Origin of the sequence: Mycolicibacterium alvei, from assembly GCF_010727325.1 — a bacterium.
GTDB lineage: Bacteria > Actinomycetota > Actinomycetes > Mycobacteriales > Mycobacteriaceae > Mycobacterium > Mycobacterium alvei.
Window position 1 is genome coordinate 1,478,887 of sequence record NZ_AP022565.1, and the last position, 21,709, is coordinate 1,500,595.

23 protein-coding genes and 2 pseudogenes are annotated in these 21,709 nt (G+C 65.5%); 16 read left to right on the top strand and 9 right to left on the bottom strand.

Features of this window, described 5'->3' with window-relative positions; translation table 11 throughout:
* Positions 1-36: 36 nt before the first annotated feature.
* The 5 genes and pseudogenes from G6N44_RS07065 (at position 37) to G6N44_RS07080 (ending at position 3,201) form a co-directional block, all read left to right on the top strand.
* Entirely contained in the window at positions 37-969 is a 933-nt protein-coding gene (locus tag G6N44_RS07065; RefSeq protein WP_163662393.1) for an amidase domain-containing protein, read from the top strand.
* Between the two features lie 39 nt (positions 970-1,008).
* Positions 1,009-1,353, top strand: a pseudogene (locus tag G6N44_RS29830) (transposase domain-containing protein); the annotation flags it as partial.
* Positions 1,354-1,387: 34 nt separating this feature from the next.
* The gene (locus G6N44_RS07070) at positions 1,388-2,428 is read left to right on the top strand and encodes an IS4 family transposase (RefSeq protein ID WP_235682968.1); all 1,041 of its coding nucleotides are present in this window, start codon (positions 1,388-1,390) and stop codon (positions 2,426-2,428) included.
* A 72-nt stretch (positions 2,429-2,500) separates the two neighbouring features.
* Positions 2,501-2,707: a hypothetical protein gene (locus G6N44_RS07075; protein WP_163662395.1), complete on the top strand. Its 207-nt coding sequence runs from the start codon at positions 2,501-2,503 to the stop codon at positions 2,705-2,707.
* A 5-nt stretch (positions 2,708-2,712) separates the two neighbouring features.
* A complete protein-coding gene (locus G6N44_RS07080) occupies positions 2,713-3,201 on the top strand; it encodes a hypothetical protein (protein WP_163662397.1) in 489 nt (162 codons plus the stop codon).
* 31 nt (positions 3,202-3,232) lie between these two features.
* On the opposite strand, the pseudogene G6N44_RS29410 reads toward G6N44_RS07080, so the two are convergent.
* The 5 genes and pseudogenes from G6N44_RS29410 to G6N44_RS07100 all read right to left on the bottom strand — a co-directional run.
* A pseudogene (locus G6N44_RS29410) lies at positions 3,233-3,387 on the bottom strand (IS256 family transposase); the annotation flags it as partial.
* 13 nt (positions 3,388-3,400) lie between these two features.
* On the bottom strand, positions 3,401-3,685 hold the full coding sequence (locus tag G6N44_RS07085; RefSeq protein WP_163662399.1) for a hypothetical protein: 285 nt from the start codon (positions 3,683-3,685) through the stop codon (positions 3,401-3,403).
* Positions 3,686-3,883: a hypothetical protein gene (locus G6N44_RS07090; RefSeq protein ID WP_163662401.1), complete on the bottom strand. Its 198-nt coding sequence runs from the start codon at positions 3,881-3,883 to the stop codon at positions 3,686-3,688.
* A 93-nt stretch (positions 3,884-3,976) separates the two neighbouring features.
* Positions 3,977-5,152: an alpha-hydroxy acid oxidase gene (locus G6N44_RS07095; RefSeq protein ID WP_163662403.1), complete on the bottom strand. Its 1,176-nt coding sequence runs from the start codon at positions 5,150-5,152 to the stop codon at positions 3,977-3,979.
* Positions 5,149-6,057, bottom strand: coding sequence for a cyclase family protein (locus G6N44_RS07100; protein WP_163662405.1), 909 nt, complete (start codon positions 6,055-6,057; stop codon positions 5,149-5,151). Before G6N44_RS07100 ends, G6N44_RS07095 begins: the two co-directional genes overlap by 4 nt.
* A gap of 29 nt (positions 6,058-6,086) precedes the next feature.
* On the opposite strand from G6N44_RS07100, the gene G6N44_RS07105 reads away from it, so the two are divergent.
* On the top strand, positions 6,087-7,316 hold the full coding sequence (locus tag G6N44_RS07105) for a cytochrome P450 (protein WP_163662407.1): 1,230 nt from the start codon (positions 6,087-6,089) through the stop codon (positions 7,314-7,316).
* An 80-nt stretch (positions 7,317-7,396) separates the two neighbouring features.
* On the opposite strand, the gene G6N44_RS07110 is transcribed toward G6N44_RS07105, so the two are convergent.
* Positions 7,397-8,653, bottom strand: a complete 1,257-nt coding sequence (locus G6N44_RS07110) for a cytochrome P450 (protein ID WP_163662409.1) — start codon at positions 8,651-8,653, stop codon at positions 7,397-7,399.
* Positions 8,654-8,739: 86 nt separating this feature from the next.
* On the opposite strand from G6N44_RS07110, the gene G6N44_RS07115 reads away from it, so the two are divergent.
* Both G6N44_RS07115 and G6N44_RS07120 read left to right on the top strand, forming a co-directional pair.
* Complete coding sequence (locus G6N44_RS07115; RefSeq protein WP_163662411.1) at positions 8,740-9,276, top strand: TetR/AcrR family transcriptional regulator; 537 nt, start codon at positions 8,740-8,742, stop codon at positions 9,274-9,276.
* 36 nt (positions 9,277-9,312) lie between these two features.
* Positions 9,313-11,526 carry a glycoside hydrolase family 3 C-terminal domain-containing protein gene (locus tag G6N44_RS07120; RefSeq protein WP_235682969.1) on the top strand — a complete coding sequence of 738 codons (2,214 nt, stop codon included), beginning with the start codon at positions 9,313-9,315 and terminating at the stop codon, positions 11,524-11,526.
* Here G6N44_RS07120 and G6N44_RS07125 read toward each other — a convergent pair.
* Positions 11,514-12,695 (bottom strand): CoA transferase, encoded by a 1,182-nt coding sequence (locus G6N44_RS07125; protein ID WP_163662413.1) that lies wholly within the window; start codon positions 12,693-12,695, stop codon positions 11,514-11,516. The genes G6N44_RS07120 and G6N44_RS07125 overlap by 13 nt on opposite strands.
* A 56-nt stretch (positions 12,696-12,751) precedes the next feature.
* Here G6N44_RS07125 and G6N44_RS07130 point away from each other — a divergent pair, with 56 nt between their 5' ends.
* The 5 genes from G6N44_RS07130 to G6N44_RS07150 all read left to right on the top strand — a co-directional run bounded on the left by G6N44_RS07130 (position 12,752) and on the right by G6N44_RS07150 (position 16,951).
* Positions 12,752-13,894 (top strand): phosphotransferase, encoded by a 1,143-nt coding sequence (locus G6N44_RS07130; protein ID WP_163662414.1) that lies wholly within the window; start codon positions 12,752-12,754, stop codon positions 13,892-13,894.
* 43 nt (positions 13,895-13,937) lie between these two features.
* The gene (locus G6N44_RS07135) at positions 13,938-14,495 is read left to right on the top strand and encodes a TetR/AcrR family transcriptional regulator (RefSeq protein ID WP_163662416.1); all 558 of its coding nucleotides are present in this window, start codon (positions 13,938-13,940) and stop codon (positions 14,493-14,495) included.
* A gap of 137 nt (positions 14,496-14,632) precedes the next feature.
* Entirely contained in the window at positions 14,633-16,117 is a 1,485-nt protein-coding gene (locus G6N44_RS07140) for an aldehyde dehydrogenase family protein (protein WP_163662418.1), read from the top strand.
* Positions 16,118-16,157: 40 nt separating this feature from the next.
* On the top strand, positions 16,158-16,541 hold the full coding sequence (locus tag G6N44_RS07145; RefSeq protein ID WP_163662421.1) for a nuclear transport factor 2 family protein: 384 nt from the start codon (positions 16,158-16,160) through the stop codon (positions 16,539-16,541).
* Positions 16,538-16,951, top strand: coding sequence for a nuclear transport factor 2 family protein (locus G6N44_RS07150; RefSeq protein WP_235682970.1), 414 nt, complete (start codon positions 16,538-16,540; stop codon positions 16,949-16,951). The genes G6N44_RS07145 and G6N44_RS07150 overlap by 4 nt, the downstream gene beginning before the upstream one ends.
* 81 nt (positions 16,952-17,032) lie before the next feature.
* On the opposite strand, the gene rlmN is transcribed toward G6N44_RS07150, so the two are convergent.
* On the bottom strand, positions 17,033-18,139 hold the full coding sequence (gene rlmN / locus G6N44_RS07155; RefSeq protein ID WP_163662425.1) for a dual-specificity RNA methyltransferase RlmN: 1,107 nt from the start codon (positions 18,137-18,139) through the stop codon (positions 17,033-17,035).
* Between the two features lie 112 nt (positions 18,140-18,251).
* Positions 18,252-18,878 carry a TetR/AcrR family transcriptional regulator gene (locus G6N44_RS07160; protein ID WP_163662427.1) on the bottom strand — a complete coding sequence of 209 codons (627 nt, stop codon included), beginning with the start codon at positions 18,876-18,878 and terminating at the stop codon, positions 18,252-18,254.
* Between the two features lie 52 nt (positions 18,879-18,930).
* On the opposite strand from G6N44_RS07160, the gene G6N44_RS07165 reads away from it, so the two are divergent.
* The 3 genes from G6N44_RS07165 to G6N44_RS07175 are packed head-to-tail and all read left to right on the top strand — an operon-like array spanning position 18,931 to position 21,697.
* Positions 18,931-20,193, top strand: coding sequence for an aminotransferase-like domain-containing protein (locus G6N44_RS07165; protein WP_163662429.1), 1,263 nt, complete (start codon positions 18,931-18,933; stop codon positions 20,191-20,193).
* Positions 20,190-21,017, top strand: coding sequence for an SMP-30/gluconolactonase/LRE family protein (locus G6N44_RS07170; RefSeq protein ID WP_163662431.1), 828 nt, complete (start codon positions 20,190-20,192; stop codon positions 21,015-21,017). Before G6N44_RS07165 ends, G6N44_RS07170 begins: the two co-directional genes overlap by 4 nt.
* A 5-nt stretch (positions 21,018-21,022) precedes the next feature.
* Positions 21,023-21,697, top strand: a complete 675-nt coding sequence (locus tag G6N44_RS07175) for an EthD domain-containing protein (protein ID WP_163669697.1) — start codon at positions 21,023-21,025, stop codon at positions 21,695-21,697.
* Positions 21,698-21,709: the final 12 nt, after the last annotated feature.

The following is a 21,709-nucleotide window of genomic DNA, read 5'->3' on the forward strand; positions in this document are numbered from 1 at the left end:
TCGTCGGGCGGATTGCCGACGCGTTCGGAGATCGAGATGTGGGACACGCGTGACCTGGACGATGCGGCGGAACGCTGGCATGCGATGGCGGCAGAGTCCGAGACGGCCTTCGCTCAACACCGCGCCAACATCGTCAATACCGACTGGCTCGGGGATGCCAAAGACGCCGTGGTCAATCGGGCTTCCGCCGATACCGTCGTCGTCGGCAACCAGGGCGCGGTGCAACGTGAAGGTGCGCAGATCGCCCAGGATGGAAGCGCTGGGATTCAGGCGGCCAAACGCGAAGCGCTGGAAGCGATCACAGAAGCTGAAGCGAACGGGTTCAAGGTTGGCCAAGATCTCGCTGTGCGCGACACCCGCCGAATAGATGTGACCACTATGGCCGCCCGGACGATGGCAGCCCGCGAGCACGCCGACGACATCCGCTGGTTCGCCGAACGGTTGGTGCAAGCCGATGATTTCGTCGGTCAGCGACTCCAAGAGAAAGCTGTCGAACTGGCGGAAATTCGGTTCGAAGGTGAGGGTGACGGACGAGACAGCCCGGTCCAGCTGGTGAATAGCGAGTTCAAGCAGACCCCAGCACTGCTTCCCGGACCGCAGTTGTCGGAAAGTCGTCGCGCCGCAGTGGAGTATGCGGAGCAGTGGGCAGAGGGTTTCAACCCCGAGTACGAATCACTCGGGGGCGGAGATCTGGATTGCACGAACTTCGCATCACAGGTGATGCGGGCTGGTGGATTCGGTGACGTGGGCAACGGCATCGATGACTGGCGTCGCGGAGACAGTGACGACTGGTACTACCAGAACGATGGATTGGCGTTCCCAGGAAACACCTCATCGAAAACGTGGACACTGGCGAAAGAGAATCATAATTTCGTTACCCAGCATTCCGGCAGGGGCGAAATCGTGGGAGTGGTTGCCACTCCGAGTCGTGACGGCCTCGACCCGTTAGCGCCAATGCCGCGCAGTTAAGCGTGTGACTGGTGTGGCAATTGTGACACGCCGTGTGGGATGCCGGTAGGACAGCGGAACTCCCGGTATCGATGGATTGTCCGTCCAAAGACACCATCTCACCAGGGAGTTCCGCTGTCTGTTCAGTCTGTCATCTGTCCTGGGCCACCGGGTCGTCAGGGCCGGTTCGCGCCGGGCCATCTGGGCGAGTTGACCCGGATCGTGTCCGCCGATCTTGTAGATGCCGCCTTGGAGAACACCGGCCGCGTACAGCGCCGTGTTCGGGTGCTGCCCTCGCGGGTCGTGGTCTACCTGCTGCTGGCCGGGGCGTTGTTCGCCGAGATCGGATACCAGCAGGTCTGGGCGCGGCTGGTCGCCGGCCTGGATCCGGTCACCGTGGCCGCACCGGGTTCTTCGGCACTGTCACAAGCATTGCGACGTGTCGGAGTTGCCCCCGCTGCGCGAATTGTTCACCCTGGTACGCGGCCCGGCTGTCGGCGCGACGCGCTGGCATGGGCTGTTGGTCTGCGCGATCGACGGCACCTCGATGTTCGTGCCCAACAGTGCAGCCAACGCCGCAGCGTTCGGCCGCCAAACCGGCCGCCCCGACGCCGAGTCCGGGTATCCGATGCTGCGCATGCTGACGGTCGTGGCGTGTGGCACCCGCACCGTCGTCGATGCCGTGTTCGGCGCCTACGGAGTAGGCGAAACCACCTATGCACCAACGCTGCTGCGGTGCCTGAAACCAGACATGCTGCTGTTGGCTGACCGCAACTTCGCCGTCACAGCTCTCGTGGAAAAGATCGCCTCGACCCATGCCGAGTTGCTGATCCGCTGCAAAGACGCCCGTGTGCTGCCCCCGATCAAGACGCTGGCGGACCGGACGTGGCTGGCACGGATGGGCGCGGTGACCGTGCGGGTGATCGACGCCCGCATCAGCGTGCGGCTCGACGGCGGGGCGACCCGCTACGGTCACTACCGCCTGGTCACCACCCTGCTAGACGAAAAGCAATATCCCGCAGACGAACTGGTCGAGCTCTACCATCAACGGTGGGAGATTGAAACCAGCTACCTGGAATTGAAATCGACCATTCTGGGCGGACGAGTGCTGCGCGCGGGTACCCCCGCCGGCATCACCCAAGAGGTCTACGCACTGCTGATCACCTACCAGGCCCTGCGCACCGCCCTGGCCGATACCGCACTGGCCCGTCCCGACATCGGCCCCGACCGGCTGAGCCTCACCGTCGCCCTGAACACCGCCCGCGACCAAGTCATTCACGCCGCCGCAACGATCGCCGACGCCACCATCGACCTGATCGGCTGCATCGGAGCCGCCGCCCTCAACCAGCCGCTACCAGCGCGGCGATCACGCTCGAGTCCCCGAGTGGTCAAACGCGCCATTTCCAAGCACCGGGCTAAAGGCGCCATCGACCGCACCAACTACACAACCGCCATCACCATCGAAATCCTCGACGGTTGACAACAGGGCGCGGACCTTAACTGCGCGGCATTGCCGTTAGCGCCGTCTCGGGCCGGACTGCTTCCTGGCGACTTGATCTACTACAAGGACGCCGACGGCGGCATCAACCACGTGGCGGTGTACACAGGCCAAACGATGATCAAGGGGGTGCCCACCGACGTGATCAACCAACACTCCGGCGGCGTGAAGACGCACGGTGACTGGATGCCGGATTCGGCGGAGTACACCCGCGCTCCCGCGCAGGTCGAGTTCGTTCATCTGAGATACCCAGGAGAATGATCGGGATGGCCGATTGGTTCAGCACCCACCGCAACATCGCCGTGATCTTGGCGCTACTCATCGCAGCTGTGGTCGGAGTTGTGGTGTGGGCATGGACAGCGCCGTCGAGCAGCGACGACTTGGCGATGGGTGATTACGGTCCCGCAAAACAGCGTGAGTGGGCAGAGCGGCTGACTACGGGGTTGAACACCCATGATGTAAACAAGGTTCCGCTCCTGCGGGCCAACGGTGTGCTGTCGGTCGAACAGGGCCAGACGATCGCGACCGTCATGCCCGCACCCGGGTGCGGGTATCGATTGGTGTCGGTCGAGGATCGGGGCGAGCAAGGCAGTCAGCTAGTGCCCGGACTGTCAACTGAGAGCTCGACCTACCGCTTTGATATGACCGTCGAGGAGCGCTGTCCTGACAAACAACCACGTAACCGTACGATCGGTGTCGTCGCAATCGCGGAAATGAGCTACTGGGAGCCCTTCTACTTCGTGCCACAGCCGTGATGGCACCGCGGCGAAACTGCTCGCCGGCCTAGACCATCCCGGCCGCACACCGTCGCAGCAGCACCTTCCCGACTTGCCAGCGTTCCCGTTGCCAATGTGCTCGCGGCACACAGAGACCATTGACTTGATGCAGTTCGTCCAGCGCAGCGTGCGCGCCAGCGTAGGTGACACACCGAGGCGTGGCACGTCGCTGACGCCCTCAGCGTTGAGCCGACATGCGGAAGCTGACCTGTTCAGCAAGCACCCGCGTCGCGTGCTCCGCATCGGCAACCCGTACAGACAGGGTCCGGCGGGCCAGCTCCTCGGGTAATGCGATCGAGAATTTCAAACCGTCGAGCGCACGCCGGTCCGCAGTCGGCAGCGACCGGTCACCAGTCGCGCGCACGGCCGCCAAACCGGCTGAGATGGCATCGACGGTCAGATCCGAGTGCAGCCGGATCGACTCGGCCCCGATTCGTTGTCTTTGTGGCGCAAGGTCCCTCACTCAGCGGCCCAGGACCAGGGCGTCGACCTCGTTCCACCCGCCGTGGTTGTCCATGAACTCGAAGTTGGTCCAGACCCGGTAGGGCGCCGCCATCGGAATGATTGCCCGCAGTAGCTCCAAACCGTCAGCTTCGTGGGCATAGGCCGACTTGGAAACCTCGATCCACCGGTCCACCGCCGTCACGCCGCCCCCGCTCACCCTTGCCGCCACCTGCGGCTACCGAGGCTATCAACCGGGGGTGACTGCGACGCGCCACCTCGACATCCTGTGTGGCGAACCGGGCGAATTGGATCACGCTGCTCGGCGAAGAACTGAGCGGTCCAGGTCGGCCATGCTCGCCACACCCATCAGCGTCAGCGTCGAACGGACCTCGGCGGCCAGGATGTCGAGTACCGCGCCCACCCCGGCGCCGCCGGCCACGGCCAGCCCGTAGATATAGGGCCTGCCGATCATCACCGCGTCGGCGCCAAGGGCCAGGGCCGTGACGATGTCGGTGCCGGTCCGCACACCACTGTCAAGCAAGACGGTGGCACGCTCGCCGACCGCGTCGGCGACATCGGGCAGCGCATCGACCGAGGCACGTGCACCATTCAGTTGGCGCCCACCATGATTGGACACCACCACTCCGGTTGCCCCCACCTCGTCGACCGCGCGGACCGCGTCCTCGGGTTCCAGCACGCCTTTGACGACGAACGGGCCGTCCCAGCGCTCGCGGAGCGCCGCCACATCACGCCAACTCAGGTCGGGCCGGATTCGGCGGTTCTGGATGCTCACGGATTCCACCGCGCCCTTCGCACCTGCGGTGTGGGTGAGGCTGCGCATCGTCATCCGCTGGTGCCGCAGCAGTCCGTACCACCAGTGCGGCCGGATCGCGGCGTCGGCGATGCGGCGTGGGGTGAGGATCGGCGGGTGGCCCATGCCGGTGCGCCGCTCGCCGGTGCGGTTGCCCTGCACCGGAACGTCGACGGTCACCACCAGGGTGCGATACCCGGCGTCACGGGCCCGACTCAGCATGGAATCCGAGAACGGGCCATCGCCCCAGGGATACAGCTGAAACCAGTGATCCGCCGAGGTGCCTTCGGCGACTTCCTCGATGGAGTACGACGACGCGGTCGACAGTGTCAGTCGGGTGCCGGCCCGTTCGGCCGCCTGCGCGGCAGCGAGTTCACCGGACCAGTGCGCCAGGCCGGTGAGCCCGGTGGGCGCCAGCACCAAGGGCAGCTCGAGCTGTTGCCCGCCGATCGTCACACCGATGTCCGCGCCGGCGTGGCCAGATAGAACACGTTGGCGCAGGTACCAATTCGCGAAGGCACTGCGGTTAGCCCGCAAGGTCCGCTCATCCTCGGCGCCCCCGTCCAGATACGCCCACACCATGGCGGGCAGGGCCCGCCGCGCCGCCGTGCGGTAGTCCTCGACGCTGACCAGCGGGGCCGGAGTGCGCAGCCGGTACTGGAAGGCCGGGCTCATTTGATCGCGATGGGCGTGACGGGTGAACCCACGGCATTGCTGATGTGCAGCGGCGGCGCCACGAACAGGAAACTCCACACTCCGTCGCCGGCACAGTCGGCGCTCAGTGCGTCGAGGTCGAGGATCTCGGCCAGCGGCATGCCCATGTCGCGGATCAGGATGCAGTGCAGCGGCAGCGTCTCCCCCGTCTCACTGGGGATGACCTCGATGGCCCAGTTGTCGCTGCCCACCGCCGCGACACCGCGGTCACGTAACCAGCGCGCACAGTCGATACCCAGTCCCGGCTCGGTGGACATCCAGTCGTCGCGGCCGTGGGCCAGCAGCCGGCCCCGCCAACCGGTGCGCACCAGCAGGAAGTCGGCCTCTCCGACGGTCACGCCCTGGGCCTGTTCGGCCGCCTCCAGGTCGGCCGGGGTGATCGCGGTGCCGCCTTCGAGCCAGTCCACCCCGTGCAACCGGGCGATGTCGAGCAGCACCCCGCGCCCCACGATCCGATCGGTGAAGGCGTCGACGGCCAGTTGACGGGCTCCGGCGCGGGTGCGGACCTGGTTTGTGGAGTAGCCGTTGTACAGCTTGCCGTCGTAGGCGACGTGCGACAGCGCGTCCCACTGGGTACCGGACTGCAACGGCATGATGATCCAGTCGTCGGCGACCTGCAGCCCGTGCGGTTCCCAGTCGTCGGGCTGCATGGACATCAGGTGAACCGGGTTGAGCCGGCCGCCGATACCGCTCTGCGGGCCGTCCTTGCCCACCGGGATGCTCAGCTGAAACACCTTGCCCGAACGGACTTCACCTGCTGCGGCCTGCACGTGACGCGGCTCGACGAGGTTGAGGGTCCCGATCTGGTCGTCGGGCCCCCATCGGCCCCAGTTGGACAGTTCGCGGCCCAGATCCTTGAAACTCACGCTTTACAATATTGCACAAAATTGTCAACATGACAGCCATGGTCGCCACCCATTTTCCGCTGCTGTCCTTCGATACCACCGATCCGGCGTTCGTCGCCGCTCCGTGGGCGCGCTACCGCGAGATCAGGGATTTGGGCGGAGTGGTCTTCAACGAGCGAATCAACCGGTGGATGGTCGGCGAATTCGACCTGGTCAAGCAGATCCTCAGTGCGCCTTCACAGTTCGGCTCCGAGCGCGGGCAGGTCGAGCACGCCGCGGTGTTCGGCGGGCCGACGATGGAGTTCTACGACGGACCGCACCATGACCAGATCAGGTCGATCTGGTCGGGCGATTTCCGGCCCAGGATGCTGGCGCGGTTGCGCCCGGTGATCACCGAGATCGTGCGGGCCAGGCTGGCGCCGGTCGCCGCCCGGCTGCGCGACGGGGAAACCGTCGAGGTGGTCTCGGAACTGACCCGGGGTATCCCGACCGAGGTGATCGCGCACATGCTCGGTGTGGAACCGGACATGGTCGGCCAGTTCACCGCGTGGAGTGACGCGATGGGCGCCTCCGCGGAGGGCTACAGCATGCCCGGCGAACACGGTGCCGAGTTGATCGCGGCCGGCAAAAGCGCCACAGCCCAGATGAATACCTACATTCGTGAACAGCTGCCCAGCCGGGGCTGCCCGGCGGACGGCAGTTGGGATCTGATCGGCACGATGGTCGGCCACGAGTATGCCTGTGAGCACATGACCGAACAGGAGATCGTCGCGAGCAACACCCAATTGGTGTTCGCCGGCAACGAGACCACCGCCAAGCTGCTCGCCCAGATCGTTGCCACTCTGGCCGTCCATCCGGATCAGCGCCGACTCCTCCAGGCCGATCGCACCTTGGCGCTCGATGCGGTGGAGGAAGTACACCGCCTGGAAACGGTGTCGCACTCCATCTTCCGCGACGTGGTCGGCGAATCTGTCACTGTCGGTGACATTGCCATGGCCGACGGTGAACGGATCACCCTGCTACTGGGCGCGGCCAACCGCGATCCAAGACGCTGGGAGCGTCCCGACGACTTCGACATCACCCGGCGCAAGTTGTCGCATCTGGGATTCGCCTTCGGCCTGCACAGCTGCCTGGGCATGAACCTGGCTCGCCTGGAGGCCCAGATCTTCCTCGAGGAACTGATCGACGCCGTGGGCGACTGGCGACTGGCCGGCCCCCTGGACTACGGCACCAACTACACCGTCCGCGGGCCGAGTCAGGTACTCGTCGCAGCGGTGTAGCTGCCCAACGGCCACTTATCGCACGGATTTTCGCGATTCGCGTGCAACAAGTGGCCACTGGGCCGAGTTCAGGCCCCGACCTACGCGACGTGCGCAGGCACGCGCTTGATGCCGTGCACGAAGCTGCTGTACAGCATCTCGGGCTCGCCGAATTCGATCGTCTTGAGCCGGGTCAGCAACTCGTGGAACAGGTGTCGCAACTCGGTCTTGGCCAGCTGGTTGCCCAGACAGAAGTGCGGACCGCCACCACCGAATCCGATCTGCGGGTTGGGCGAACGGCTCAGGTCGAAGCGTTGCGGATCGGTGAACACCGACTCGTCCCGGTTGGCCGAGCAGTAGAACATGCCCACCTTGTCACCCGCGCTGATCAGTTGACCGCCGACCTCGACGTCCTCGGTGGCGTGCCGGGCGAACTGCATCACCGGAGTGGCCCACCGCACGAATTCCTCAGTGGCCATGCCGATTCGGTTGTCGAAATCTTCCAGCAGCCAATCTCTTTGGTCAGGGTTGGCGGCCAGTGCCATCATCGCGTGGGTGGTGGTCTGCTTGGTGGTGTCATTGCCGGCCGAGGCCAGCAGGATCAGGAACGCCCCGATCTCCTCGTCGGTCAGCCGGTGACCGTCAACCTCGGCGTTGACGATGCTGGTCATCAGGTCGTCACCGGGATTGGCCCGCCGGAACTTGGCCAGCTCCACCCCGGTGTTCGAGATCAGCATGATCTCGTTGATGGTGGCCATGGCCCGTTCTTCAAGTGACGAGTACTCGTCATCGCTCATGCTGAACAGCTTTTCGGCGGCCTTGGCCAGCGCCGGCTGATCGGCGGTCGGCACGCCGAGCATGTCCGAGATCGTCCGCATCGGCAGATGCGCCGAGCACGCCTCGACGAAGTCGACATCACCGGCACCGATCAGGTCATCGACGACGGCGACGGCGTTGCGGTGAATCTGCTCTTCGATCTTGCGCACGTTGCGCGGGGTGAACGCCGAGCTGATCAGGCGGCGGTACGTGGTGTGCTCAGGTGGATCCATCATCAGGAAGAACGTGGCGAACTTCTGCACGTCAGCCGGCATCGGATCCAGTGCGACACCCTTGGTCGAGGTGAACAGTTCGGGGTGCTGACTGACGAACTGGATGTCCGCCCGGCGGGTGATGGCCCAGAAGCCGGGTTCTTCCACATCGAACAGCGACGACAGCGGCTGATGCCAACTCAAGCCGTCGGCGGCGCGCAGTTGCGCGAACGTCTCGTCACGCTGAGCGAACGTCTGGCTCCAGAAATCGTGTGACGTGATGTCGAATGGGCTGTATTCGCGTGCCTGCGGTGAGCTGGCAACTGTCACGGTATTCCCTCCTGCACGGCGCTCGACGACAGTGTCGAGCCACGAAATAGCGTGACAGTTCGTCGATAGTTTGTAAAGCTGTGGGCATGGCGGAAATATCGTCGGTCGACGACGAGAGCAGTACCCGTGGACGCATCCTGGCCGCCACCGCAGAGGTTCTCGGGGCCAACGGGATGGCCAAGCTCAGCTTGTCCGAGGTTGCCCTGCATGCCGGAGTGTCCCGGCCCACGCTCTACCGCTGGTTCGCCTCCAAACAGGAACTGCTCGACGCATTCACGGAGTGGGAGCGCAAGTCCTACGAACAGGCCGTGGCCCGGGCCTCCGCCGACCTGCCGGAGAACGAACACCTGGGCGCCGCGCTTCGCACGGTCGTCGAATATCAGCAGTCCTACCCGGGTCTGCGCATGGTCGACATCGAGCCCGAACACGTCATCAAGCGGCTCGCCCAGGTGATCCCGCTGATGCGGGACCGCCTGCAACGCCTGACGACCGGGCCCGACGCCGACATCGCCGCGGCCACCGCGGTGCGGGTGGCGGTCTGCCACTATCTGGTGCGCAGTGACGATGCCGACGATTTCCTCGCGCAGCTGCGCCATGCCGCCGGGGTGAAACCCCAACGTTGACCGGAGGAAATCGCGCCCGGGGTTACGCTGGCGACGGTGACCCACTCTCCAGATCCCATCGCCGGACTCGACCTGACCGACCAGGCCGCGCTGGGCAGCGGTGCGAGCTTCTGGACCACCAAGCCGATCGGCACGGTGCCGGCCATCATGCTGACCGACGGACCACATGGTGTTCGTCGTCAATCCGGCAGTGCCACAGATCATCTGGGTATCTCCGGCAGTGAACCGGCGACCTGCTTTCCGCCCGCGGTCGGGCTCAGCCAGACCTGGGATCCCGAGTTGGTGGAACGGGTCGGTCAGGCGCTGGGTGAGGAAAGCCGCGCGCTGGGTGTGCAGGTGCTGCTCGGTCCCGGAGTCAACATCAAGCGCGACCCACGCTGCGGGCGCAACTTCGAGTACTTCTCAGAAGATCCGCTCCTGTCGGGGGCGCTCGGCGCGGCCTGGGTGCGCGGCGTGCAGAGCCGTGGCGTCGGCGCGTCACTGAAACATTTCGCGGCCAACAACGCCGAACACGATCGGATGCGCGCCAGTTCCGACATCGATCTGCGTACATTGCGTGAGATCTACCTGCGTAGTTTCGAGATCGTGGTGCGCCAGGCCCACCCGTGGACGGTGATGTGCTCCTACAACCGGATCAACGGGGTGTACGCGGCCGAGAACGCCTGGCTGCTGACCACGGTGCTCCGCGACGAATGGGGCTTCGACGGCGTGGTGGTCAGCGACTGGGGCGCGGTGGCCGACCGACCGGCCGCAGTGGCGGCGGGCCTGGATCTGGAGATGCCGACGACCGGCGGGATCTCCGATGCCGAGGTGGTGCGCGCGGTCCGGGCCGGCAACCTGGACGCGGCTGCTGTCACGCGGGCCGCCGGCCGGGTGGCACAGCTGGTCGGCCGGGTCACCCAAACCGATACCTCGGCAGCATCATTCGATATCGATGTGCATCACGAGCTGGCCCGCGAGGCGGCCCGGCGAGCGATCGTGTTGTTGAAGAACGAGGGCGATCTGCTGCCATTGGCACCGGCACCGCTGGCGGTCATCGGCGGGTTCGCCGAAGAACCCAGGTACCAGGGTGGCGGCAGTTCCCATGTGAACCCGACCCGCGTCGACGTTCCCCTCGACGAGATCCGAAGGCTCGCCGGCGATCAGCCGGTCCGCTTTTGCTCCGGAACCGATACGGCCGCCGCGGCTGCGGCCGCCGAATCTGCCGAAACCGCGATCGTATTCCTCGGCCTCACCGCCGACGAGGAGTCCGAGGGCTACGACCGCGAGCACATCGACCTGCCCACCGCACAACTGGACCTGCTGCGTGCCGTGGTCGAAGTACAGCCGCGCACCGTGGCGGTGCTGGCCCACGGCGGCGCGGTGTGCCTCGACGCCGTCGCGGCTCTGGCTCCGGCGATCCTCGACGGGGCGCTACTCGGGCAGGCCGGCGGCGGCGCACTCGCCGATGTGCTGTTCGGTGTGGCAAATCCCTCGGGCCGGCTGGCCGAGACGGTGCCGCAGCGACTCCAGGATTCCCCGGCCTACCTGAACTTTCCGTCCGAATCCGGCCACACCGTCTACGGCGAACGGATGTTCGTCGGCTACCGCTGGTATGACTCCCGCGAAATCCCGGTGACGTTCCCGTTCGGCCATGGCCTGTCGTACACCCGGTTCGACTACTCGGATCTTGATCTCACCAGCACCGGTGCGGGTGTGGCCGTGCGTGTGACGGTCACCAACACCGGCGACCGACCGGGCCGGGAGGTGGTGCAGGTCTATGCCGGACTCCCCGACTCCCACGTCGGCCGACCCATGCAGTGGTTGGCCGGATTCGCTTCGGTCACCATCGAACCAGGCCACCGGCAGATCATCGAAATCCCGATCGAACGAACCGATCTCGCGTACTGGAGCGTGGATGCCGGACGATGGGTGGTGGAGGCCGGCGAGTATGCGGTGTCGGTCGGCGCTTCGAGCCGGGATATCCGGCTGACCGCGACGGTGGCGTTGGACGGCGACGAGCCGACCCGGCCGTTCACCCGGGAATCGACGCTGGGCGAGCTCCTGGCCGATCCGGTGGCTTCACAGAAGATTCTGTCGGCTCTGAGCGACGCTTCCCCCTTTGGCGCAGGCGATTCCGCACTCGGAACCAATCTATTGCGAATGCTGGAATCGGTGCCGATCGGGCGGATGGTCGCATTCTCGGCAGGAAAGGTCACCCATGAGCAGCTCGATGCACTGATCGTGGATATCAACACTCAGCGATGCTGACCGCCGCGCAGCTCGGCCAGGATCTCGTTGGTGTGCGCACCCAACGCCGGGGCTACCGTGCGCGGCTGCCATGGGGTGGCCGAGAAGTCAGCCGGGCTCGCCACCATCGGTACAGTCGAAATCCCATCGGGCACTTCGATTATTCCTCCGGCAGCGTGGAATTGCTCATCGGCGATGACCTCATCGAGGCTGTTGATCGGCGACCAGAAGAAGTCGGGCTCGCCATCGAACAGCGGGGTCCAGTGGTCCATCGGGTGGCCGGCGAAGATCGTGTCCAACTCGGCGATCAGCTCACGGGCGTTGACGTACCGGTCCCGTGCGGTGGCGAAACGCGGGTCGGTCAGCCAGTCCTCGCGGGCCACCACCCGGCACAGTGCGGGCCAATGCCGGTCCCCCTGTAATCCGACGATCCAGAACCGCTTCCCGTCCCCGGTCGTGTAGTTGTTCATGCAGGGGTTGGCCATCGCCTCACGCCGGCCGATGGCGATCTGCTCACCACTCATCAGCACCGTGTTGAGGTCGAAGCTGATGGTGTAAGCACCCTGTCGGTAGAGCGAAGTGCTGACCAATTGACCAGTGCCCGTGCGGTTTCGGGCCAGCAACGCGGCGCACACCGCGGCCGCCAGCGTCATACCCGCGGAGTGGTCCCCCATGCCGCCGCGCTGAAACGGCGGGGTGTCGCCAGGGCGGGTGAGCAGGTCGGCCAGCCCGGCCCTGGCCCAGAATGCGGCGACGTCGTAGGCCGCCCGATCGGCATCCGGTCCGGTCAATCCGTATCCGGTGATCAATCCGTACACCAGGCGCGGATTGCCTGCCGCGACGGTCTCGAAGTCCAGTTCCAGCCGCCGCAACGCGGCGGGGCGCACATTCGTCAGGAAAACGTCTGCGGTGGCAAGTAATTCGCTCGCGGTCGCCCGCCCCTCGACAGTACCGAGGTCGAGCACCATGCTGCGTTTCGACCGGTTGTCCATTTCGAAGGGCGGGTTGGCCGCCACGCCCAGATCCGGATCCAGGCCGAGCATGCGGCCGAAGGTTCGCGCCGGGTCACCCGACGGCGGTTCGATCTTGACGACATCGGCACCCCAGTCGGCCAGGATCGCTCCGGCTGCCGGCGCGGCGACCCAGACGCCCAACTCGACGACCCGAAACCCTTCCAACGGACCCGCCATCGCCTATCCTTCCCGAAACCGCTTTACAACCTTGCGCAAATTTGTAAACTTGCTCAATGCTCACACCGGCCCACCGCCTCGTCCCCGCAGTCGGCCTGGCCGCGCACATCAGCCACGGCGTGCAACGTATCGCAACCGACGCGGCCATCGGGCGCATGCGCTCTCTGCCGCGCCGCATCGGCGACCTCGACGCGGCGTACCTGTCCCGACTCACCGGGCGCACGATCGAATCGGTGTCGGTGGTCGGCGGCGACGCGGGCACGTCGTCGCGCGCTCGGCTTGCCCTGTCGGGCGGTCCGGATATCCCCGAATCGGTGTTCGTCAAGATGCCGGCCGAAACCGCGGCCACCCGGATGATGGGTGAGTTGGGCCGGCTGGGACACACCGAGGTGCGGTTCTACCAACAGCTGGCCGACCGCCTGCCCGGGGTTCCGCGCTCCTACGGCGCAGCGTTCGATCCACTCACCGGGCGGTATGTGCTGGTACTGGAAGACCTGACACGCAGCCCCTGCGAGTTCACCGACACCCTTCACCCGCTGGACCGGGACCGGGCCGCCGCGACGGTCGAGGTGCTGGCCCGCGTCCACGCCGCCTTCTGGGGGCGGTTGCCGGCACGAAGCGGCACCGGGCCACTGGGTTGGCTGTACTCGGCCTCGGGCGATCACACCTCGCTGATGACCGGCTCACTGCTCAAGCTGTCAACCAAACGGCTGACTGAGAACACCGACATTCCGGTAGCCGACGGACGGTTCATCGACGAGAACTACCGGGCGGCGGCACAGCTGCTCGACCGGCCACCACACACCGTGATGCACGGCGATGCCCACCCGGGCAACCTCTTCTTCCGCAACGGCGAGGCGGGCCTGCTCGACTGGCAGGCAGTCCGCCGGGGTCATCCCGGCCGTGAGCTGGCCTACACCCTGGTCACCTGCATGACCACGGCCGACCGCCAGGCGGCCGAACGTGACCTGCTCGACGAATACCGACGCGCACTGGCCGCGGCCGGCGGCCCGACGCTGGATCACGACGAGTTGTGGGAGCGTTACCGCCTCGGCGCGATCTACGCCTACGCCGCACCTGTTATCACGGCCGGACTCGGCGGTATGCAGGATGAAGGCATCGCGCTGGAAGGTGCCAGACGGGGTGTGGCAGCTTTGGCGGATCTGGAGACTGTGGCGATACTCAAGAAGTTGCTCTGATGGTCCTACCATTTGGTCAACCACGATCAACCAAGGCCTGGACGTGAATGAACCACTACCCGCACAGCGGGACGCAAACGTCGAAGACACCTCGACGCGCCATCGAATCCTGGTCGCGACCGCCGAGGTGCTGGCCCGCAGCGGTCAGACGAAACTGAGTCTTTCCGAGGTCGCGCTGCAGGCCGGCGTTTCCCGGCCCACCCTGTATCGCTGGTTCGCCGACAAACAGGAGTTGCTCGACGCGTTCGGCACCTATGAGCGCGAAATGTTCGACCACGGCATGAGCCGCGCCACCGTGGGCTTGCGGGGCAGCGAGAAGCTCGATGCCGCACTGCGTTTCATCGTGCAATATCAGCAGTCGTATTCCGGGGTCCGCCTCGTCGACATCGAACCCGAAGTCGTGATCGCACAGTTGGCCAACGTCATCCCCCTGATGCGGGCACGGCTGCTCAAGCTGCTGTCAGGTGCCAACGCGCCGGTCAAGGCCGCCACCGCGATCCGGGTCGCGGTCTCGCACTACATCGTGCGCAGCGATGACGGCGACCAGTTCCTGGCACAACTGCGCCATGCCGTCGGCCTCAAACAGCCCGATACGAACTGACCCGCCTTCTACCGTTCCACCATCCACACCTCCCGTCTCCGGGTCAACGACACTCTACGATCGCAGAGTTTCATCGATCGGTCAATCCTTCTTCCAAAGGGGTGACACGACACGTAATTTTTGTAAAGCTGTCTCCTATGACTCAGGTGCAGAGTGACACCGGCGTGCTCGCCGGTGACGAGCGGATGCTGATCGACGGCGAACTCCAATACACCGGCAGCGGTGCGAAATTCGACGTCATCCACCCGGCCAGCGAGCAGGTGGCCGGCCAGGCGACCGACGGCACCGTGGCCGACATCGAACGTGCCGTGGGCGCCGCGCGAAGGGCGTTCGACGAAACCGACTGGAGCCGCGACGTCGAGTTCCGCTACCACTGCCTGATGCAGCTGCACGACGCGCTGGAATCCGAGAAGGAGCGGCTGCGCCGGGTGCTGATCACCGAGGTCGGCTGTCCGGTGACCGTCACGGGCTCACAGATCGAGGACCCGATCGGCGAGGTCAAGCATTGGGCCGAGCACGGCAAGAACTTCGACTACGTCGTCGACAACGGCGTGCACCAAACCCAGCTCGGACCGGCGCGGCGCAAGATCGCCTACGAACCGGTCGGTGTGGTCGGCGCGATCACGCCGTGGAACGTGCCGTTCTACCTCAACGTCGCCGAGACGGTGCCGGCGTTGATGGCCGGCAACACCGTGGTGCTCAAGCCCGCACAGCTCACGCCGTGGTCGGGCACCGAACTGGGCCGCATCGTCGCCGAGCACACCGACATCCCCGCCGGTGTCTTCAACGTCGTCGTGTCCAACGCCAACGAGGTCGGGGCCGCGCTGTCGGCCGACCCGCGGGTCGACATGATCACCTTCACCGGGTCGACCGCGACCGGGCGCGCCATCTTGGCCGCCGGCGCGCCGACGGTCAAGAAGACGATGCTCGAACTGGGCGGCAAGTCCGCCCACATCGTGCTCGACGATGCCGACTTCAACTCGGCACTGCCCATCGCGGCAATGATGGCCTGTGTCATGAGTGGGCAGTCCTGCATCCTGCCCAGCCGAATCCTGCTCCCCCGCAGCCGCTACGACGAGGGCATCGCGCTGCTCAAAGGAGCGATGGAGAACTTCCCGGTCGGCGACCCGTGGACCCCAGGCATCATGCAGGGTCCACAGATCAGCGCCACCCAGCGCGAGAAGGTGCTCGGGCTCATCAAATCCGGCATCGATTCCGGCGCCCGTCTGGTCACCGGCGGCGGGATACCGGAGAACCTGCCCACGGGGTACTACGTGTCCCCCACGCTGCTCGCCGACGTCGACCCCGATTCGAAGGTCGCCCAGGAGGAGATCTTCGGGCCGGTGCTCACGGTCACGCCGTACGACTCCGACGACGAGGCGGTCGCCATCGCCAACAACTCCATTTACGGCCTCTCCGGCGAGGTTTCGTCCGGCGATGTGGACCGGGCCTTCGCCATCGCGCGTCGGATCCGGACCGGCAACGTCACCATCAACAGCCGCAGCCATTTCGGTATCAACAGCCCGTTCGGCGGTTCCAAGCAGAGCGGTCTGGGCCGGCGCAACGGCGAGGAAGGTTTCAAGGAGTACTTCGACTCCAAGACCATCGGCATGCCGGAATAGCTGCCCCGCGATCCTGCGTCACGCTCGCGAAAGGGGAACGATGGACGAATTGCGGATCAGCAATCTCCTGACCCGCTACGCCTACGCCGTCGACAGCCAGGACTGGGACTTGTACCGCAGCGTGTTCACCGATGACGCCCACGTGGACTACTCCGCGGCCGGCATGGTCACCGGATCGATCGATCAGGCCGTGGAGTTCCTGCGTCCGCAGCAGGCCGCGATCGGCATGGGCATGCATTACGTCACCAATGTCGAAAGCCACATCAGTGGTGACACCGCCGACGTGATTGCCATGTGGTTCAGCGCAGTTCAGCTACCCGGTATCACCGAGACCAGGTTCTTCGGCGGCCGATGGCGACACGACATGGTGCGAACGGACGACGGCTGGCGCAGCCGCAAACTGGTGCTGGAGGTGATCTGGTGAGCTGGGCGAACGACCAAGTGGAGATCCAGGCGTTGTTGACCCGCTACGCCCGGGCAGTCGACTCCAAGGACTGGGAGCTGTACCGGTCGGTGTTCACCGAGGATGCCCACATCGACTATTCGTCCGCGGGCGCGAAGGTCGGCACCCGCGACGAGGTGGTGGACTGGTTCGCCGCGAACTTCGGCGTGATCCCGTGGAGCATGCATCACATCACCAACATCGACGCACAGATCGACGGGGACACCGCAACCGTGCGGGCGATGTTCTACAACCCCATGCAGTTGCCGGGGATGTCGGAGATCAGTGCGTGCGGGGGCTACTACCACCACGAATTGGTCCGCACCCCCGATGGCTGGCGCAGTCGCAGCCTGCGCGAGGAGAACCTCTGGTTCACCAATCCGCCGGGTTAAGCCTGACGACCACGTTGACATTGAATCCACGCAGACGCCTACTCGACCTCTTGCGACCTCAGTTCAAAGTCAACGCCGCACCTAGCCCTCGGCGGCCAGCTGGCCGCAGGCCGCAGCGATCTCACGCCCCCGGGTATCGCGCACCGTGCACGACACTCCCTTGGCCTGAACGCGTTTGACGAACTCCCGCTCGGCCGGTTTGGGACTGGCGTCCCATTTACTACCCGGCGTGGGGTTGAGCGGGATCAGGTTGACGTGCACCAGCTGCCCCAGTTTGGCGTGCAGCTTCTTTCCGAGAAGGTCTGCACGCCAAGGCTGGTCGTTGATATCGCGGATCAACGCGTATTCGATGGAGACGCGTCGGCCGGTGACGTCGGCGTAGTACCGCGCGGCGTCGAGAACTTCGTCGACGCTCCACCGGTTGTTGACCGGAACCAGGGTGTCGCGCAGTTCGTCGTCGGGGGTGTGCAGGGAAACGGCCAGGGTGACCCCGAGCCGCTCGTCGGCCAGTTTGCGAATGGCCGGGGCGAGGCCCACCGTCGACACCGTGACGGAGCGGGCGCTGATCCCGAATCCGTTCGGCGGCGGGGCGATGATGCGCTTGACCGCAGCGACCACCCGGTTGTAGTTGGCCAGCGGCTCACCCATGCCCATGAACACGATGTTGGACAACCGGCCGTCGTGTTCGGACCGCATGGCCGACGACGCCGCCCGGACCTGCTCCAGAATCTCGGCGGTGGACAGGTTGCGCTTCAGTCCGCCCTGTCCGGTGGCGCAGAACGGACAGGCCATGCCGCAACCGGCCTGCGACGAGATACACACGGTGTTGCGCTGCGGATAGCGCATCAGCACCGATTCGAACGTGGTGCCGTCGCCTCCACGCCACAGCGTCTTACGGGTCTCCCCCGCGTCGCACTGGATCTGCTTGACCGGATCGATCAGGGTCGGGAACAGAGCCTCGGCCACCTGGTCGCGCACGGCGGCGGGCAGATCGGTCATCTGCTTCGGATCGGCGATCAGCCGGCCGTAATACTGGTTGGCCAGCTGTTTGGCCCGAAATTTCGGCAACCCCAGTTCGGCGACCGCCTCGGCCCGGCCGTCCTCGTCGAGGTCGGCAAGGTGTCGCGGCGGCATGGTGCGTCGCGGGGCCTCGAAGACCAGCGGTAGGGGCTTACTTTCGGCAGACATAACACCTCCAGTATCCAGCACCGTCATTGCGCGTGAACACCGCCGAGTTGTAACGTGTTCTAAAACCAGAGTGAGCACTCTGGTTTTACTTGCGTAAGCACGAGAGGATCGGTCAGTGCCGTTCCAAGACAGCCTCCACGGCAGTCGTCAGATGTTCGGCACGGACAGTCGAGTCCATGGCAACCGAGGTAATTTCGTCATTTCCGAACACGGCAGGCAGGAACGCGTAGGAGTACACGATCCGGAACGCGGTATCGGCAGCGGCGGCACTGCACCCGAATCGCTCGGTGAGCACGCGGTCGAAGTCCCGTGCGAAGGAATGACTCCACGCCACGCCGGCCGCCCTCATGTCCGGGTCGTCGCGGCCCAGACTGACGAACACGAAGAGCAGGGCCCGATTGGCCGCGATGGCGTCGAGGAACATCGCGACGAATCCCGCCACGAACAATTGCCTGTCCGAGCTGGAATACCAAGGCGCCAAACGATATTCGCTCGATTCGCTGAGGCGTGCCAAGAATCTGGCATGGGCTTCCACCAGCAGCTGCCGACGGTCGGCGAATCGATGGTAGATGGCACCGTTGGACACTCCGGAACGCTCGCTGACCGCGACGATCGTCAAGTTCTGCGATCCCGACTCGGTCAGGATCTCCAGCACGGCGTCGAGCACCCGGGAAGCCGTCACCTGACTGCGCCGCTGAACCGCAGGACGCCTTCCTGGAATCTCGACAGCCTCACTCATCAAAGCCAACTGTAAGTGCGTGATGGAACCAGACAAGAAGGAGCCGTGCGACATGGTCGACGTTCAGAGGCTTTTATCCGATATCGCGCGCGTCGCACCCTTCGTGCCACCCCAGGACCCGGTACCGGTCACCTTCAACTTCGACCAGGGCATTCCGTCCGCGGAGACATTTCCGATCTCCACGCTTGACCACCTCCTCAGCGACGTTCTCAAACGCGACGGCGCACGCGCCCTGGAGTACGTATCGCTGGATGTGGACGGTCCCGGCGACCAGATCGTCTACGGCAACTCCGGCTACGCCGAGCTCGTCCTGGGCAGTCTGCACCTGCGCCGCGAGCTGGCGAAGTGGGTGGGTGAGCGCAGCGCGCGCACCGATCTCGGCCCGGACAGTCTGATCATCACGTCGGGTTCGGTGCAGGCCATCGCCCTGGCCATCAACGCGCTGGTGAATCCGGGCGACGGCGTGCTGGTGGAGGCCGCGACATTCCCCTACGCCCTGAGGTACGCAAAGATGCGCGGCGCCGACATCCGGCCCGTAAAGATCGATCAGGACGGGCTGGACCCCGACGCGCTGGAGTTGCGACTGAAGGAAATGAGAGCCGCCGGGGTGGTTCCGAAGCTGCTGTACATCGTGGCCACGTTCCAGCTTCCGACCTGCGTGTCAACGTCGGAGCCGCGACGCAGGCGCATCCTGGAACTGGCAGACGAGTACGACTTCCTGATCCTCGAGGACAACATCTACGGCGACCTGCGCTACCACGGCGAGCCGATCCCCACGCTGCTGTCCATGGACACCCAGGGCAGGGTGATGCAGTCGCACGGATTCAGCAAGACCGTGGCGCCCGCGCTGAGAATCGGCTGGATGGCCGGACCCGAGGAGCTGATCAGCGGATTGGGTTCGGTACGTCAGGATTTGGGCCCGAGCCTGTGGACCTGCCGCGCACTGGCGCAGTTCGTGGCATCCGGTGGTTTCGACAAGCAGATCGACCGCGCCAACGACGTGTACCGGCGAAAGCTCGACGTCGCGGTGACCGCCGTTCGGGAACACTGCGGTCCCTGGGTGACGTTCTCGGTACCCGAAGGCGGCTTCTACCTGTGGCTCAAGTTGTCCGATCACGTCGACTGGCGCGAAGTTCGGCGCCGGTCCGCCGAGGGCGGCGTGGCATTCCGTCCGGGCGAGCGGTTCATGGTCGACAGTGCCGCCGCCGACGGAGCAGGTTACCTGCGGCTGGCCTACAGCCACGTCGATGACGACGAAATGCGAAGGGGCATAGCGATCCTGGGCGAGGCCATCCGCGAATCGGTGGTCAGGTGAAGGTCATCGCCGAGGGCCTGACGTTCCCGGAGTGCCCGCGCTGGCATGACAACGCCCTGTGGTTCTCCGACCAGCACGCCGGCACCGTTTTCCGGCTGGTGCCCGGACAGCCAGCCGAACCGGTACTCGATGTGGCCGGCCGGCCGTCGGGCCTCGGATGGACACCGGACGGCGATCTGCTGGTGGTGTCCATGCTGAACCGGAAGCTGCTGCGCTACGACGGTCAGACCACCACGACGGTGGCCGACCTGTCGCCGTACCACCGCGGACCGAGCAACGACATGCTCGTCGACGACGCCGGCCGGGCCTACATCGGCGACATCGGCTTCGACTACTACGACGGGGGCTCCCCCACCCCGACGAAACTCATCAGGGTGGACCCGACCGGCGAGGTTCAGGTGGTCTCCGGCGACGTCCTGGTGCCCAACGGTATGGCCCTGACCGAGGGCGGAACGCGGCTCATCGTCGCCGAGTCACTGGCCCGCCGGCTCACCAGCTTTCACCGGGACCCCGACGGCACCCTGTCGGATCAGCAGGTGTTCGCCGACCTCGGTCGCCGGGTCCCCGACGGGATCTGCGCGGACCCGACCGGTGCGGTGTGGTTCGCCTCGCCCAATTCCAAGGCCGTTGTTCGCGTCGACCGAACCGGCACGGAAACCCATGTCCTCGGCACGGACAGTTGGTACCCGGTGGCCTGTGCGCTCGGCGGCCCGGACGGCCGCACGCTGTATGTCTGCGCATCGACCTCGGTGGCACCCACCGACACCGACACCGCACGATCGGGCGCAATACTCGCAGTCGAACTCGAAAAGGAGAAGCCGTGAAGTTCATGTACGCCCTGTGGGGCGCCGGCCTGGATCAGTCCCTGCACGCACCGGAGTTACGCGACGCGCTGCACACCGCCGGCGCGAGCCGTCTGCAGGTCAATGTCGACGATGCCGACGTCGCCCCCACACGTCTGCGCATCACGCACTTCGATACCCCGGTGAACGCGGTGGTCAGCGTCTGGACCGAGACCGAGCCGACCGCAATCTCGGAGTTGCTGGCCGGTACCGCCGACCGCTGTGTGGGCTGGGAGGTCGAGGAAACCGTGCGGTTGGTGCCACCGCCGGTCGCTGACGGAGAACGCACCCCGGCTCTGGCCCAGATCGGATTCCTGCGAATCCCCGCCGAACTCACCCCGGATGAGTGGCTGCACCGCTGGCAGGGACAACACACCACGGTGGCGATCGAAACGCAGGCGACCTTCGGCTACGTGCAGAACCGGGTGGTGCGAACGGTTCTCGGCGACAGCAGGGTCGACGCCCTGGTCGAGGAGCTGTTCCCGATGGCGGCCATGACCGATCCGCACGCCTTCTACGGCAGCGGCGGCGACGACGCCGAGTTGCAGCGACGCCTGGGATTGATGGTCGAGAGTGTGACCCGGTTCGGGGCACACACCAACCTGGACTCGGTTCCCACCAGCCGGTACGTCTGGGAGCTGGCGTCTCAACCGTCCCGGTAGGCGATATCCGGC

What these genes read in the sequence shown, in the direction of transcription:
- G6N44_RS07080 (WP_163662397.1), top strand. Translation starts at nt 2,713, where the DNA reads ATGGCCGATTGGTTCAGCACCCACCGCAACATCGCCGTGATCTTGGCG.
- G6N44_RS07140 (WP_163662418.1), top strand. Translation starts at nt 14,633, where the DNA reads ATGACTCAGGTGCAGAGTGACACCGGCGTGCTCGCCGGTGACGAGCGG.
- rlmN (WP_163662425.1), bottom strand. Translation starts at nt 18,139, where the DNA reads ATGTCTGCCGAAAGTAAGCCCCTACCGCTGGTCTTCGAGGCCCCGCGA.
- G6N44_RS07105 (WP_163662407.1), top strand. Translation starts at nt 6,087, where the DNA reads ATGACAGCCATGGTCGCCACCCATTTTCCGCTGCTGTCCTTCGATACC.
- G6N44_RS07125 (WP_163662413.1), bottom strand. Translation starts at nt 12,695, where the DNA reads ATGGCGGGTCCGTTGGAAGGGTTTCGGGTCGTCGAGTTGGGCGTCTGG.
- G6N44_RS07145 (WP_163662421.1), top strand. Translation starts at nt 16,158, where the DNA reads ATGGACGAATTGCGGATCAGCAATCTCCTGACCCGCTACGCCTACGCC.
- G6N44_RS07115 (WP_163662411.1), top strand. Translation starts at nt 8,740, where the DNA reads ATGGCGGAAATATCGTCGGTCGACGACGAGAGCAGTACCCGTGGACGC.
- G6N44_RS07175 (WP_163669697.1), top strand. Translation starts at nt 21,023, where the DNA reads ATGTACGCCCTGTGGGGCGCCGGCCTGGATCAGTCCCTGCACGCACCG.
- G6N44_RS07165 (WP_163662429.1), top strand. Translation starts at nt 18,931, where the DNA reads ATGGTCGACGTTCAGAGGCTTTTATCCGATATCGCGCGCGTCGCACCC.
- G6N44_RS07095 (WP_163662403.1), bottom strand. Translation starts at nt 5,152, where the DNA reads ATGAGCCCGGCCTTCCAGTACCGGCTGCGCACTCCGGCCCCGCTGGTC.
- G6N44_RS07160 (WP_163662427.1), bottom strand. Translation starts at nt 18,878, where the DNA reads ATGAGTGAGGCTGTCGAGATTCCAGGAAGGCGTCCTGCGGTTCAGCGG.
- G6N44_RS07065 (WP_163662393.1), top strand. Translation starts at nt 37, where the DNA reads ATGTGGGACACGCGTGACCTGGACGATGCGGCGGAACGCTGGCATGCG.
- G6N44_RS07130 (WP_163662414.1), top strand. Translation starts at nt 12,752, where the DNA reads ATGCTCACACCGGCCCACCGCCTCGTCCCCGCAGTCGGCCTGGCCGCG.